General features: G+C 72.6%; 12 protein-coding genes. 4 read left to right on the top strand and 8 right to left on the bottom strand.

All coding sequences use genetic code 11. The annotated features are described in order from the left end of the window. A partial coding sequence (locus Q0L15_RS02330; RefSeq protein ID WP_296601971.1) for a helix-turn-helix transcriptional regulator occupies window positions 1-785 on the bottom strand: 785 nt, incomplete at its 3' end. A gap of 103 nt (window positions 786-888) precedes the next feature. Here Q0L15_RS02330 and Q0L15_RS02325 point away from each other — a divergent pair. Further along, entirely contained in the window at window positions 889-2,319 is a 1,431-nt protein-coding gene (locus Q0L15_RS02325) for an MFS transporter (protein ID WP_296601970.1), read from the top strand. Here Q0L15_RS02325 and Q0L15_RS02320 read toward each other — a convergent pair. Further along, the gene (locus tag Q0L15_RS02320; protein ID WP_296601968.1) at window positions 2,291-3,235 is read right to left on the bottom strand and encodes an FAD-dependent oxidoreductase; all 945 of its coding nucleotides are present in this window, start codon (window positions 3,233-3,235) and stop codon (window positions 2,291-2,293) included. The genes Q0L15_RS02325 and Q0L15_RS02320 overlap by 29 nt on opposite strands. Before the next feature lie 84 nt (window positions 3,236-3,319). Between Q0L15_RS02320 and Q0L15_RS02315 the strand changes: the two genes are divergently transcribed. The 3 genes from Q0L15_RS02315 (at window position 3,320) to Q0L15_RS02305 (ending at window position 6,850) form a co-directional block, all read left to right on the top strand. Next, on the top strand, window positions 3,320-4,360 hold the full coding sequence (locus Q0L15_RS02315) for an alpha/beta hydrolase (protein WP_296601966.1): 1,041 nt from the start codon (window positions 3,320-3,322) through the stop codon (window positions 4,358-4,360). Between the two features lie 83 nt (window positions 4,361-4,443). After that, complete coding sequence (locus Q0L15_RS02310; RefSeq protein ID WP_296601965.1) at window positions 4,444-6,288, top strand: right-handed parallel beta-helix repeat-containing protein; 1,845 nt, start codon at window positions 4,444-4,446, stop codon at window positions 6,286-6,288. Continuing rightward, window positions 6,281-6,850 carry a hypothetical protein gene (locus Q0L15_RS02305; RefSeq protein WP_296601964.1) on the top strand — a complete coding sequence of 190 codons (570 nt, stop codon included), beginning with the start codon at window positions 6,281-6,283 and terminating at the stop codon, window positions 6,848-6,850. The genes Q0L15_RS02310 and Q0L15_RS02305 overlap by 8 nt, the downstream gene beginning before the upstream one ends. Window positions 6,851-6,854: 4 nt before the next feature. On the opposite strand, the gene Q0L15_RS02300 is transcribed toward Q0L15_RS02305, so the two are convergent. From Q0L15_RS02300 to Q0L15_RS02275, 6 genes are all read right to left on the bottom strand, one after another. After that, complete coding sequence (locus tag Q0L15_RS02300; RefSeq protein ID WP_296601963.1) at window positions 6,855-8,687, bottom strand: MFS transporter; 1,833 nt, start codon at window positions 8,685-8,687, stop codon at window positions 6,855-6,857. Further along, the gene (locus tag Q0L15_RS02295) at window positions 8,684-9,745 is read right to left on the bottom strand and encodes a phosphatase PAP2 family protein (protein WP_296601962.1); all 1,062 of its coding nucleotides are present in this window, start codon (window positions 9,743-9,745) and stop codon (window positions 8,684-8,686) included. Before Q0L15_RS02295 ends, Q0L15_RS02300 begins: the two co-directional genes overlap by 4 nt. A 132-nt stretch (window positions 9,746-9,877) precedes the next feature. Then, window positions 9,878-10,402, bottom strand: coding sequence for a ferritin (locus tag Q0L15_RS02290; protein ID WP_296601960.1), 525 nt, complete (start codon window positions 10,400-10,402; stop codon window positions 9,878-9,880). A gap of 52 nt (window positions 10,403-10,454) precedes the next feature. Further along, window positions 10,455-10,637 carry a hypothetical protein gene (locus Q0L15_RS02285; RefSeq protein ID WP_296601959.1) on the bottom strand — a complete coding sequence of 61 codons (183 nt, stop codon included), beginning with the start codon at window positions 10,635-10,637 and terminating at the stop codon, window positions 10,455-10,457. Between the two features lie 21 nt (window positions 10,638-10,658). After that, window positions 10,659-11,282 (bottom strand): histidine phosphatase family protein, encoded by a 624-nt coding sequence (locus Q0L15_RS02280; protein ID WP_296601958.1) that lies wholly within the window; start codon window positions 11,280-11,282, stop codon window positions 10,659-10,661. Beyond that, window positions 11,279-13,242, bottom strand: a 1,964-nt coding sequence (locus tag Q0L15_RS02275) for a protein meaA (RefSeq protein ID WP_296601956.1), incomplete at its 5' end; no start/stop codon positions are given. The genes Q0L15_RS02275 and Q0L15_RS02280, both read right to left, overlap by 4 nt.

Raw genomic sequence — 13,242 nt, 5'->3', positions numbered from 1 at the left:
GTGACGTCGTCGCGCGGCAGGTAGACCATCATCCGGTTGACCCCGGACTGGCCGATCCCGAACCGGTGGGACTCCAGGCGCAGCTCCCCCACCGCGCTGCGGAAGTCCTTGGCCGGGAGTGCCCGGTCGACGACGTCGTGGCGCCGCCAGATCGTGTCGAACTCCTCGGAGGCCTCGCGCAGTCGCTGCACCAGCCGCGGCCAGAGCGGGTCGTCGAGCTGCTGGCCCATCGCCATCCGCATCGCCCCGACCATGTGGGTCATCGCCTCGCCTCGGCGCACGCACAGGCCCCTCCAGTGCTCGTGGGTGAAGAACAGCCAGGCCTGGTTGCGCTCGCCGGGATCGATGGCGTCGATGTCGCCGCCCAGCCAGTTGTAGCCACGGTTGTAGGCCACGATGTCCCAGCGCGGCGAGAGCACCACAGCAGGGAACGGGTCGAGCTGGTCGAGCATCTTCTGCAGCCCCGGCGCGGCTTCGGGGCACTCCCGGGCCGGCGCGACCAGCGTGACGCCGGCCAGCTGGAAGAGGTGCCAACGCTCCTGGGCATCCATGCGCAGCGTCCGCGCGATCGCCTCGAGCACCTGCACCGACGCGTTGATGTCGCGCCCCTGCTCGAGCCAGGTGTACCAGGTCACCCCGACCCCGGCGAGCAGCGCGACCTCCTCGCGACGCAGGCCCGGCGTCCGCCGCCGGCCGCCCGCGGGCAGACCGACGTCCTCGGGCGAGAGGCGCTCGCGGCGCGAGCGCAGGAAGTCCGCGAGCTCGGTGCGGCGACTGTCGGGCATGTGCTCCATGGTGGACCCAAACGGAGCCAGTATCCAGTTACTGCCGGTACCAGGATCGACAGGCTCTCACCACCAGGACACGGCCGCCCCCACGCTGGTCGGCATGACGACACAGACGACCGGCCCCGGCACCTCGGCCGGGCAGACCCCGGGCCTCCCGGACGCACGGGGCACACTCGCCCCGGACACCACGCAGGCCCCGTTGAAGATGCACCCGCTCGGCCTGGCCGCCGCGCTGGCCGCCGTGATGATCCCGATCATGTCGTTCTTCACCGTCAACGTCGCGCTCGGCTCGATCGGCACCGACCTCGGCGCCACCCCCGCGGTCCTCCAGCTCGTGGTGACGGCGTACGGCGTCGTCTACGCGAGCCTGGTCGCCACCGGCGGCCGCCTCGGCGACGGCTTCGGACGCAAGCGACTGCTCGCACTCGGCATGGTCGTCTTCGCGGTCACGAGCCTGCTCTGCGCGTTCGCGCAGACCTCCGGCCAGCTGGTGGGAGCCCGCTTCGTGCAGGGTGCCTCGGCCGCGCTGGTCGCGCCGCAGGTGCTGGCCACCCTGCACGCCGCCAACGAGGGCCACCACCGCACCCGGGCGCTGGCCTGGTTCGGCGCGAGCGCCGGTCTCGGCACCTCCCTCGCCTTCCTCATCGGCGGCACCCTGAGCGACTCCGACCTCGGGTGGCGCTCGATCTTCTGGGTCAACGTCCCGATCGCGGCCCTGGTGATGCTCGGGGTGTGGCGCTTCGTGCCGGAGACCAAGGCGCCGACCCGGCCCGCTCTCGACCTGGTCGGCGCCGGCCTCCTCGGCACCGCTCTCACGCTCCTCGTGCTGCCGCTCACCGAGGGCCGTGCCACCGGCTGGCCGGCCTGGACGTGGGCCTGCCTGGCGGCCGTGCTGCCGGTCCTGGCCGTCCTCGTGTGGTGGCAGCGCCACCTCGAGGCCCTCGGAGGCTCCCCTCTCGTGCCGCCGGCGCTGTTCCGCTTCCGCAGCATCAGCGTCGGGCTCGTCGCCGGGCTGCCGTTCTTCCTGGCGTTCGGCGGCTTCATGTTCGTCTACGGCTACGCCACGCAGGTCGCGGGACGCACCCCCCTCGAGATCGGGGCGAGCCTGCTGCCGATGTCGCTGGGCTTCCTGGTCGCCTCGCTGGCCGGCGGGCGCCTCGTCCCGAGGTACGGCGTCTGGGTGCTGACCCTCGGTTCGCTGGTCGCCGCCGGTGGGTTCGCCTGGCTGGGCGCCGCCGGCATCGCCGACACCGCCCCCGCACTCCCGGCCGTCGCCGTCATCGGCATCGGCTTCGGCCTGGTCTGGTCGCCGCTGATCGGCATCGTGCTCAGCCAGGTCCCCGGGCACATGGCCGGCCTCGGCAGCGGGCTGTTGATCACCACGATGCAGGCGGGGCTCGGCCTCGGCGCCGCCGTGATCGGTTCGGTCTACCTCGCCCAGACCGACGGGTTCGCGCCGACGGCGTACCTGCTCGGCGCCGTCATGGTGGTCATCGCCGGGCTCACCCGCCTGCTCGAGCCGCGGCGCTGACCTCGGCGAGCGCGACGACCTCGTCGGCGGCGCCCCAGCTGAGCGTGACACCTGCTCCGCCGTGGCCGTAGCAGTGGATGACGTCGCCGACCCGCTCGACCCGGACCGCCGGCCGCACCGGTCGCAGCCCGACCCGGTGCCGCAGCACCCGCGCCCCGCGCAGCTGCGGCACCAGTCGGGTCGCCCGCTCGAGGATGGCCTGGGCGGCGGCGGGCGACGCCGTCCGGCTCCACTCCCCCTCGACCTCGCTGGCGCCGACCACGACGTCACGCTCGCGCGGCACGACGTACGTCGGACCCGAGCGGTCCAGCCACCAGCGATCGATGCCGGTCTGCTCGACCACGACCATCTCACCGCGCACGGGAACGACCGTGCGGTCCGCGCCGAGCAACCGGGCCCCGAGCCCGCTGCAGTTGACGACCAGGCCGTGGCCGGTCGGCAGCGCGGAGAGGTTGAGGCGGGTGATCGTGCCGCCGAGCCGCTCCACCCGGTCGGCCAGCCACGCCAGGTAGACGTGGGTGTCGACCACCGCCGTCGTGAACGTCCAGCCGTCCACCCAGCCGTGCGGCAGGTCGCGCGTCCGCGCGAGGCCCGACACGGCGTTGCCCCACCAGGGGTCGGGCTCGGCCGCGACGAAGACCTCGGTGCCGGGCACCATCCGCACCCCGGACTCCGGGTCGGTGTCGGCGAGCGCGTCGAAGACGGCGTACGACGTCGCGGCCCACGCGGCGACCCGCTCCTGGGGAAGCCCGCGGTGGGGGTACCAGAAGGCCGCCGCGACCGCGGACGCCGTCTCGAGCGGCAGGTCCCGGGCGATCACGTCGACCCGGTGGCCGGCCTCGAGGAGACGTACGGCGCAGGTCAGCCCGACCACGCCCGCGCCGACCACGATCACCCGGTCCGCACTGGTCACCATGGCTGCAGTCTGGCCCGAAACCCCGATCCGACGCGAACAACCTCACATTTCGGCGACCGCACTATTGACGTAGGTTCAACAGCCGTGAGGTTGATGCTGCTCGGACTCCTGACCGCCCTGCTCGGCGCCACGCTCGTGGCTGCCCCGGCACCCGCCGCGCCGACGGGCCCCGCCGCCCGGCCCGCGGTCCTCGCCCGCCAGGTGGTCTTCGACCTCGAGAACACCAACGCCACCTCGGTGCTGTGCCTGCCGGACAACCAGAGCTACGAGGTGCGCGGCCGCCTGGTCGGACCGCGCAAGGCGCTCGACGGCCACAGCGGACCGATCCGGGTCAACGTGCTCGTGCACGACCTCGGCGCCGGCGCATGGTTCTGGCAGCTGCCCGGCCACCGCTCCTACGACTACGCGCGCCAGCTCGCCCGTCACGGCGAGACCTCGCTGGTGCTCGACCGACTCGGCTACGGCGCGAGCCGGCTCGCGAACGGCGACGCCACGTGTCTCGGCGCGCAGGCGGACATGCTCCACCAGGTCGTCCAGCACCTGAAGTCGGGGCGCTACGTCTACGCCGACCCCAGTCACGGCACGACCCCGGCGGCGGCGTCCGTGGTCACCCACGGGCACGCGGTCGGAGCCGCGATCGCCCAGGTCGAGGCCGGCACGTTCGACGACGTCGAGGGCCTCGTGCTGATGTCGTGGACCGACCGCGGCGCCACCTCGCTCGCGACCCGCACCGCCGCCCGCCAGAGCGCCGCCTGCGCGGGCAGCGCCGACTACGCACCGCTGGCCGCGACCGGAGCCGCCTACCGCTCCTTGATGTTCGCCAGCGCGACCACCGAGATCCAGAAGGCCGCGGCGCGGCTGCGCTCCGAGGACCCCTGCGGCGACGTCACCAGCCTGAGCCCGCTCCTGCTGGCCTCCAGTCTCGCAGCCGGCCGGGTCGACGCGCCCGTGCTGCTGCTCTACGGCGCGCGTGACGCGCTCCACCGGCCGGCCGCGCGCGCCCAGCAGGCCGACTCGTACCGGACCGAGGTCACCTCCCGCACGTTCGCCCGAGCCGGCAGCGCCCTCCCGCTGGAGCGCTCCGCGGCCGACGTGCGCGGCGCGGTGCTGCGCTGGCTCAGGTGACCTGCTGAGCCACCCGCCGGGGTGACCGGCGCGTAACCCCCGCGTTCGCGGGGTCGTTGGGGCATCGACGAAAGGTGCTCCCGATGACACGTCGCTTCCGTGCCGCCGCGCTCGCTCCCCTGGCCGCCGCGCTCGTCGCCCTCACGGTGCTCGCCGGGGCCGGACCGGCCACCGCCCACGAGGAGCGACCCGCGCAGTTCCCCGACGGGACGGGCCACCGTCCGTCGTTCCTCGGCTACGACAACCCCCGGGCCCGGGTCGTGTGCCAGCGCGACAGCGCCAAGCTCATCGCGGCGATGCCGGCGGGCCCGGTCAAGACCCGCAACGAGCGCCTGCTGCCCTCCTGCCGCTACCGGTCGATCCAGGACGCGATCGACTCGATCAGCAAGCGGCGGACCTCCGTCTACGTGCTGCCCGGGACCTACCACGAGTCGAAGTACGCCAAGGCCGGGCGCAGCGACTACTGCTCCCACCTGCAGACGGCCTCGAAGTCACCGCTTCCGTTCTCGGAGTACATCGGCAGCCTCTCCTCGCCCGACCCCGGCGCCGACAAGGCCGCCGCCGCGGCCGGCGAGTCCAACCCGATCGCCCTGTCGTACGCCGACCAGCGCCGGTGTGCCCACAACCTCAACCTGATCGCGGTCTTCGGCGACCAGACACCCGGCAACGACAGCATCCGTTGCGACAGCCGCTTCTGCGGCCTGCAGCTGGTCGGCACCGGACGCTCGCCGGCCGACGTGGTGGTCGACAACCGCTTCGCCAAGCTCAACGCGATCCGCGCCGACCGGGCCGGCGGGCTCTACCTGAGCAACATGACGTTCCAGCAGGCGGAGTTCAACGCGATCTACGTGCTGGAGACCGACGGCTTCGTCATCGACCGCGTCGTGGCCCGGGGCAACGACGAGTACGGCATCCTCGCGTTCGCCAGCGACCACGGCCTGATCCAGCGCTCCGAGGCCTACTACAACGGCGACTCCGGGATCTACCCCGGCTCCGGCTCCGACCTCAACGCCGACAACACCGACTTCGAGGCCACCCGCTACGCGATCGAGATCCGGCGCAACGACAGCCACGACAACACGCTCGGCTACTCCGGCACGGCCGGGAACTCGATCTGGGCGCACCACAACGACTTCCACGACAACGCCACCGGCATCGCCACCGACTCGCTGTTCCCGGGCCACCCGGGCCTGCCGCAGGACCACGCCCGGTGGAGCCACAACCGCATCTACTCCAACAACACCAACTGGTACACCGAGTTCGTCGACACCGGCGTCTGCGACAAGCCGATGGAGCAGCGCGGCTACATGCAGGGCACGGTGTGCCCGGTGGTCCCGACCCCGGTCGGCACCGGCGTGCTGATCGCCGGCGGCAACTACGACTCGACCGACCACAACTGGATCTACGACAACTGGCGCTACGGGACCATGCAGTTCTGGGTGCCCGCACCGCTGCGCGACGACTACGACCCCACGCACCTCTACGACACGTCCAACCACAACCACACGTTCGCGAACCAGATGGGCATCGACCCGTCGGGCGACGAGCGGCCCAACGGCCTGGACCACTGGTGGGACGACCAGGGCATCGGCAACTGCTGGGAGGACAACCACTACGGCTCGGCCGGCAGGACCGACAACTTCACGGTCCCGCCGCCCTCGTGCGCGGCCGGTGGCTCGGTCTTCCTGCCCGGGGCGGCCGTCAAGGACGCGGGCTTCTTGACCTGCAGCCAGTACGACCGCGCCGACCCGAGCTGGAAGCACCCGCCGGCCTGTGAGTGGTTCGACAGCCCGACGAAGCCCGCGGCCGCGAAGGCGGCACCCGACGAGCCGTCGAGCGGCGCCGTGCTGATCGCCCCGATCGCGGCCACCGGAGCGGCGCTGGGGCTGGTGCTCGGGCTGCGACGTCGCCGCCGGGCCGATGCGTAGGAGCCGGCGGGCCGGCCTGCTCGCCGTGCTCCTCCTGGTACTCCTGGCCGGCGGCGGCGTCGCGGTGGCCCGGTCGGCGCCGGCGCTGCGGGCCGGCGGTCCGACGTCGGTCTCGGGCACCGAGGCGACCGGGGTGTTCGCGATCGCCGACCGCACCGTGCGCCAGGTGAGGTACGACGACGGCGGGACGCTGCGCTACAGCTTCGAGCTCACCAACGACGGCAGGCTCCCGGTCACGGTGACCGGCCTGGCCGCCGAGCAGCCGCCGAGCAGGCTCTTCACCTACACCGGTCTCACCGATGCGACCGGCCGTTCGACCGTGCGCCTCTCCCCCGGTGAGTCGACCCAGGTGACGCTCTCGCTGCGGATGGGCGGCTGCGAGACGCTCTCGGCCCGGGCCGGGGCGTTCGTCACCGAGGTCGCCGTGCGCACCGAGCAGGTCGGGCTGCCGTCGGTCCTCGACGACACGGTGACGCTCACGCTGCCGGAAGAGCTCCACACCGGCTCGCCCCGCGAGGCCTTCTGTCCCCACTCGACCGCCACCTCGCGCCCTCCCGGCTGACCGGTCACGGGCAGGAGGTGCCTCGGGGCAGCTTGTAGGGCGCCGAGATCCGGTAGGTGCCGGCCGAGGGCGCGTGCAGCACGAGCCAGTTGTCCCGGCGTGGATGCACGCTCCCGGCCGCATCCACCGGGCCCACCGGGCCCACCGCGTCCGCCGCGTCCAGGCCCGACAGGCACGGCTCGGTCAGGTACCGCTGGACGAACGAGGCCTCCACGTCGACGGTCCGGTCGACGTCGACCACGCTGAGCCACGGCGAGTCGGCGATCCGGACCACGACGTCGCCGGCACTCGGGGTGAACAGCGTCAGGTGCTCGGCGTCGAAGGACACCACGCGGGCCGGCGGAGACACCAGGGGCGTGGGTCGGCGTACGGCGTAGAGCGTCCAGTGCTCGTCGGACCAGACCGGCTCGAGGTAGGGCAGCCCGCCGTTGATCAGGTCGGTCTCGGCGACCGCCGCGGCGTCGGGCTGGGCCGTGGAGAGCACGACGTACTGCACGGCCCACCGGTGCAGCCAGCGACGGTAGGCCTGCTCGGTCAGCGGGCGGTCCCGGTAGAAGAGCCGGTTGCGTTCCGCGTCCGCCTGCCGGTTCCACCCCCGGGCCAGAGGCACGTGGGGCGCGAACACGGCAGCCTCGCGGTGGCTGCGGGTCGGGACCACCTCGACGCGCCCCAGGTCGGCGCGGCGCAGCTCGAGCTGCTCGAGCACCGGGTCGATGTCCGACCCCCAGGACGTCTGACCGCTCGCACCGACGGCGTCCCGGGCGGCCGTGGCCACCTGCCAGATCGACGTGGTGAGGATCGCGACGACCAGGAGCACCCGGGCGGCCGCCGGCCCGAGCCGACCGGCGAGGGACGAGGCGCGCCACCCGCCGGTGGCGGCAGCGGTGACCAGCACCACCCCGCCGAAGAGCAGCCCGAGCCGGGAGACGTTGGTGCCGATCGGCGACGGGATGAGCCACACGAGGACGACGGCCACGGCGTAGAGCACCGCCGCCAGCCGCACGCTGCGCCAGCTCGCGGGCACGGAGATCGCCACGGCCACCGCGGCGAGCACCGGCAGGATCGTGGAGTACCACGGCATCGGCTGGGTCCCGGAGAACGGGAAGAGCACCGCCGCGAGCGCGACGACCGCCACCGGCGGGAGACCCAGGATGTACGACGCGGCCCGCTGACGGCCGAGCCACAAGGTGGCCGCGACCAGGCCCAGGAAGAGCCCCGCGACCGGGCTCGCGGCGGTGGCCAGCCCGGCAGCGAGGGCCACCGCGGCGCCACGGGCCGGTCGCAGCGCGACGCCCGACGAACGTCGTCGCGGCCAGCCCACCAGCAGGCAGATGGCGACCAGCGCGAACAGCGTGCCCAGCGCGAAGGTGACCCGGCCGGAGACGGCGTTGCCCAGGAGCGCCAGCGCACCGTAGCCCGCGACGGCCAGCGTCCGCGCGTCGCTGCGGCGTCGACCGACCAGCAGCCAGGCCAGGAGACCGGCGGCGAGGGTGCCCGCGACCACCAGGGTGGTCCGGACGCCCACGGCGGCCATCAGGTAGGGCGACAAGACGCTGTAGGAGACCGGGTGCATCCCGCCGTACCACGACAGGTTGTAGGCGCTGCCGGGGTGCAGCCGCGCGAACTCCGCCCACGCGTCCTGGGCCGCGATGTCGCCGCCCGCCGTGGCGAAGAAGCGCCACCAGACGATCTGGGCGGTCCCGGAGAGCACCATCGCGAACAGCACCGGCGAGTGGAGGGCCCGGTCGAGGCGCGACCCGAGCACCGGACGCCGCGGGAGCGGCACCTCGCCGACGACCGGTGGGTCGACGGTGAGCGTGCGCGCGGCCGAGCTCATGCCGTGGCCACGGCGTCATCCTGGTCGTCGGCCTCGGACTCGGCGACGGTGTCCGGGCCCCGTCCGACGGGCTCGACCATCCACCGCCCCAGCGTGAACGCGACCAGGGCGAGCAGGACGCCGGCGACGTCGTCGACCACGAAGTGCCAGCCGAAGTAGACGGTGGCGACCATGACCAGCGCCAGGTAGGCGGTCAGGACGTGGGACGTCCGCCGCCAGCCGTAGTAGCGGGTGACCAGCAGCACCGTGCAGGTGAAGCCCACATGGAGGCTCGCGAACGCCGAGATGCTCACGAACGCGTCGCCCGCCTGCGGGTCGGCGAGGAAGTGGGCGCGCTCCGCGAGGTACGTGGTCTGGGTGGAGGTGATCGCGGTCGGCCGCAGCCCGGCGAACTCGTCGGGCGCCGAGGCGAACGGGCCGAGCGTCGGGATGAGGTAGTAGGACCCGAGGCCCAGGATCCAGACCCAGAGGGCCGAGCAGAGCATGACGTAGGCCTGGCGCACGCGCGGCAGGAGCGCGAGCGTGCCGACCACCGAGAGCGGCACCAGGTAGGTGAACGAGCGGTAGATGACGGCGAGCACGACCGCGGCCTGCTGGTCCCCGAGCAGGTCGTGCAGGAGCGTCGCGGGACTGTGCCCGAGGAAGAGCCACCGCTCCGCGGCGAGGAGGTCGTCGTCGCGCGGGGTGTTGAGGGCGTCCCAGCTCTTCAGGTTGCGGTAGCTGATGTAGACGACGTGGTACGCCAGCAGGCCCGACGCCACGAGCAGGATCCGCTGCCACGTCCAGCGTGCACGCAGGTGGCGGACCGCCTCGGGCAGGGACCACCGCAGCGGTCCCCTGCGCACCCCGCGGACGAGCGCGTCGGCGAGGGCCAGCACGACCAGGATCGTGACCGCGGTGGTCAGCCGGCCGCGGAACATGGCGCCGCCCGGGTCGCGCAACGGGATGCCGAGGTGCTCGGAGCGCAGCAGCGCCACCGACGCGAACACGGCCGTGAGTGCCCACACCCACGACGTCAGCCGGAGCGCCTCACGCCCCGGCATCGATCCGCTGCTCATCGTTCCCACCTCGTGCTCACCCTCGGCACGCCTGGACGCAGACAGGGCGGCCCCTCCCGGGAGCATAGCGAGAGTGGCGGTCGGCGCGCGGCGACGACCGGGCGAGCGCCACCGACGGGACCGGTCGAGCCGCTACGCGCCGGCCTGACGCGGCGCGGTCGGGTCGACCGCCTCGCCCTTCTGCTCGCGCGCGACGTACTCCTCGATGTCCGCGATGTCGTCGCGGTTGCGGGTGGTGACGGCCAGCAGGTCGCTCATCGTGGCGACCTCCTCGACCTGCTCCTTGATGAACCACTGCATGAACTGCTCGGAGGCGTAGTCGCCCTCGGCGCGGGCGATGCGCAGCAGGCCGTTGATCTGCTCGGTGACCCGCTTCTCCTGCTGGAGCGCGAGCGCCACCGGCGCGACCACGTCCTCGAAGGTGTTGACGGGGGCCTCGACGGCGGGAATGACGACGTCCGCGTCGGTGTCGAGGAGGTACTGGATCATCATCGCGGCGTGCGCGCGCTCCTCGAGCGCCTGGGCGTAGAAGAACGCCGCCATCTGGGGCATCGTCAGGGCGTCGTAGTAGACCGCGCACGCGAGGTACTGGTTGTGGGCGGCGAGCTCGTTGCCGATCTGGACGTTGAGCTGCTCGGTGAAGCGGGGTGCGGCCACGTTGGTGCTCCTCGGAGGACGGTCTGATCGGGCGGCGTGCCCGGCGGTCGGCTCAGGCGGCCTTCGCGAGCTTCTTCTTGGTGACCTTCTTGCCGTCGACCCGGACCAGCTTGCGCTTCTTGACCGTATACCCCGCCGGCAGGGTGCCTTCCTTCAGCATCCGCAGCGGGCAGCGGCCGCACTTGGTCTTCGACGCGCAGCACTCCGTCTTGGGGAGCTTCCGGGTCTTGGCCACCCCCGCAGGCTACCAGACGGGTTAGGGCAGCCTTACCTCATCGTGATCGAGATCCCACGGCACGAGACGCCACCCATCGGCGTCCGCCTCGAGGGTGATGGCACCACCGCCGGGCAGAACGAAGCCGTACGCCGCCGATCGCGGCCGGCCCACCAGCTCGGGGAGGCTCATCTGGATCGTCCCACCGTGCGCCACCACCAGGACCGCCTCGCCGGGATGGGCGTCGGCGATCTCCTGGAGGACCGCTCGAACCCGATCGACGATCCCGGCGATGCTCTCGCCGCCGGGGATCGTGGCCGAGTCGTCGCCCTCGGTCCAGGCCCGGAAGACGGGGTCGATCGTCGCTGCCTCGTCCGCGTCGGTCCCCGCGAGCGAGCCGACGCCGTACTCGCGCAGCCCCTCGCGGACGACCACGTCGACGCCCAGCGCGGCCGCGGCGATCTCGGCGGTCTGCACCGCCCGCGAGAGCGGGCTGCTCCACACCCGCGCGATCCGCTCGCCGCGCAGCCGGTCGGCGAGCGCCCGGGACTGCTCGCGACCACGCCCGGTCAGGCTGCCGCCGTCATCGGTGACCAGCGTCGTCTCGTACTCCGCCTCGCCGTGGCGGGCGAGGAAGATGCGAGCCGGGCACTGGAGGGAGCTCACCCGAGATCGTTGGCCTTCCTGATCACGTCGACGATGCCGCCCATGATCTCGGTCATCCCGAAGTCCTTGGGGGTGTAGACCGCGGCCACGCCCAGCTCGCGCAGGCGCCGCCCGTCGGACTCGGGGATGATGCCGCCGACCACCACGGGCACCTCGCCCATGCCCGCCTCGCGCAGCCCGTCGAGCACCGCGGGCACCAGCTCCATGTGCGAGCCGGAGAGGATCGAGAGGCCGACGCAGTGCACGTCCTCGGCGACCGCCGCGGCGACGATCTGCTCGGGGGTCAGCCGGATGCCCTGGTAGATGACCTCGAAGCCCGCGTCGCGAGCGCGCACGGCGATCTGCTCGGCGCCGTTGGAGTGCCCGTCGAGGCCGGGCTTGCCGACCAGCAGCCGCAGCCGTCCGCCGAGCTCGGCACCGGTCTCGCGCACCCGCTCGCGCACCGCGGCGAGCCCGGCACCGGCCTCTGCCACACCCACGGCTCCGCTCACGCCCGTCGGTCCGCGGTACTCCCCGAACACCTCGCGCAGGGTGGCCGCCCACTCGCCGGTCGTCGCGCCCGCCCGGGCCGCCACCAGCGTGGGACCCATCAGGTTCGCGCCGGTCGTGGCCGCGTCTGCCAGCGCCGCGAGCGCCTCGGTGACCTCGGCCTCGTCGCGCTGCTCCTTCCACGCCTCGAGGCTCGCGATCGCGGCCTTCTCGGCGTCCGGGTCGGCCGTCATGATCGCGGAGTCGAGATCCGCGGTGAGCGGCGAGGGCTCGGTGGTCTCGAAGCAGTTGACGCCGACGATCTTCTCCTCGCCGGACTCGATGCGGGCGCGCCGGGCGGCGTGGGAGGAGACCAGCTCCTGCTTCATGTACTCGACGGCCTCGATCGCGCCGCCCATGGCCTGGACCCGGTCGATCTCGGCGCGGGCACTGGCGACCAGCTCGGCGACCTTGGCCTCGATGACGTGCGAGCCGGCGAAGATGTCGTCGTACTCCAGCAGGTCGGACTCGTAGGCGAGGACCTGCTGGAGACGCAGCGACCACTGCTGGTCCCACGGCCGCGGCAGCCCGAGCGCCTCGTTCCACGCGGGGAGCTGCACCGCGCGGGCGCGGGCGTCCTTCGACAGCGTCACGCCGAGCATCTCGAGCACGATGCGCTGCACGTTGTTCTCGGGCTGCGCCTCGGTCAGGCCGAGCGAGTTGACCTGGACGCCGTAGCGGAAGCGGCGCATCTTGGGGTCCTGCACCCCGTAGCGCTCGCGGGTGATCTCGTCCCACAGCTGGACGAACGCCCGCATCTTGCAGGTCTCCTCGATGAACCGCACGCCGGCGTTGACGAAGAACGAGATCCGGCCGACGACCTTCTCGAAGTCGTCGTCGGAGACCTGACCGGCCGCCTTCACCGCGTCGAGGACGGCGATCGCGGTGCACAGCGCGTAGGCCAGCTCCTGCGTCGGCGTCGCGCCCGCCTCCTGCAGGTGGTAGCTGCAGATGTTGATGGGGTTCCACTTCGGGATCTGGTGGACCGTGTAGGAGATGACGTCGGCGATCAGCCGCATCGAGTGCTCCGGCGGGAACGCGTAGGTCCCGCGCGAGAGGTACTCCTTGATGATGTCGTTCTGGGTGGTCCCGGCGAGCTGGGCCGCGACCTCGTCGGGGCTCAGGTCGGGGTTCTGCTCCTCGGCGACCACCTGGTACATCGCCAGCAGCCACATCGCGGTGGCGTTGATCGTCATCGAGGTGTTCATCCCCGTCAGCGGGATCTCCTCGAACAGTCGTCGCATCTCCCCCAGGTGCGGCACCGGGACGCCGACCTTGCCGACCTCGCCGCGCGCCAGCGGCGAGTCGGGGTCGTAGCCGGTCTGGGTCGGCAGGTCGAAGGCGACCGACAGGCCGGTCTGCCCCTTCGCGAGGTTGGTGCGGTAGAGCGCGTTGGACGCCGCGGCGGTCGAGTGCCCGGCGTAGGTGCGCA

The organism is Nocardioides sp. (assembly GCF_024509035.1).
GTDB lineage: Bacteria > Actinomycetota > Actinomycetes > Propionibacteriales > Nocardioidaceae > Nocardioides.
Note: the sequence above shows the minus strand (reverse complement) of the source record. Positions and strands in the feature narration are given on the sequence as shown.

Excerpts from the sequence above, each read along its gene's own strand:
- Q0L15_RS02325 (WP_296601970.1), top strand. The coding sequence starts at position 889 with ATGACGACACAGACGACCGGCCCCGGCACCTCGGCCGGGCAGACCCCG.
- Q0L15_RS02320 (WP_296601968.1), bottom strand. The coding sequence starts at position 3,235 with ATGGTGACCAGTGCGGACCGGGTGATCGTGGTCGGCGCGGGCGTGGTC.
- Q0L15_RS02310 (WP_296601965.1), top strand. The coding sequence starts at position 4,444 with ATGACACGTCGCTTCCGTGCCGCCGCGCTCGCTCCCCTGGCCGCCGCG.
- Q0L15_RS02305 (WP_296601964.1), top strand. The coding sequence starts at position 6,281 with ATGCGTAGGAGCCGGCGGGCCGGCCTGCTCGCCGTGCTCCTCCTGGTA.
- Q0L15_RS02300 (WP_296601963.1), bottom strand. The coding sequence starts at position 8,687 with ATGAGCTCGGCCGCGCGCACGCTCACCGTCGACCCACCGGTCGTCGGC.
- Q0L15_RS02295 (WP_296601962.1), bottom strand. The coding sequence starts at position 9,745 with ATGAGCAGCGGATCGATGCCGGGGCGTGAGGCGCTCCGGCTGACGTCG.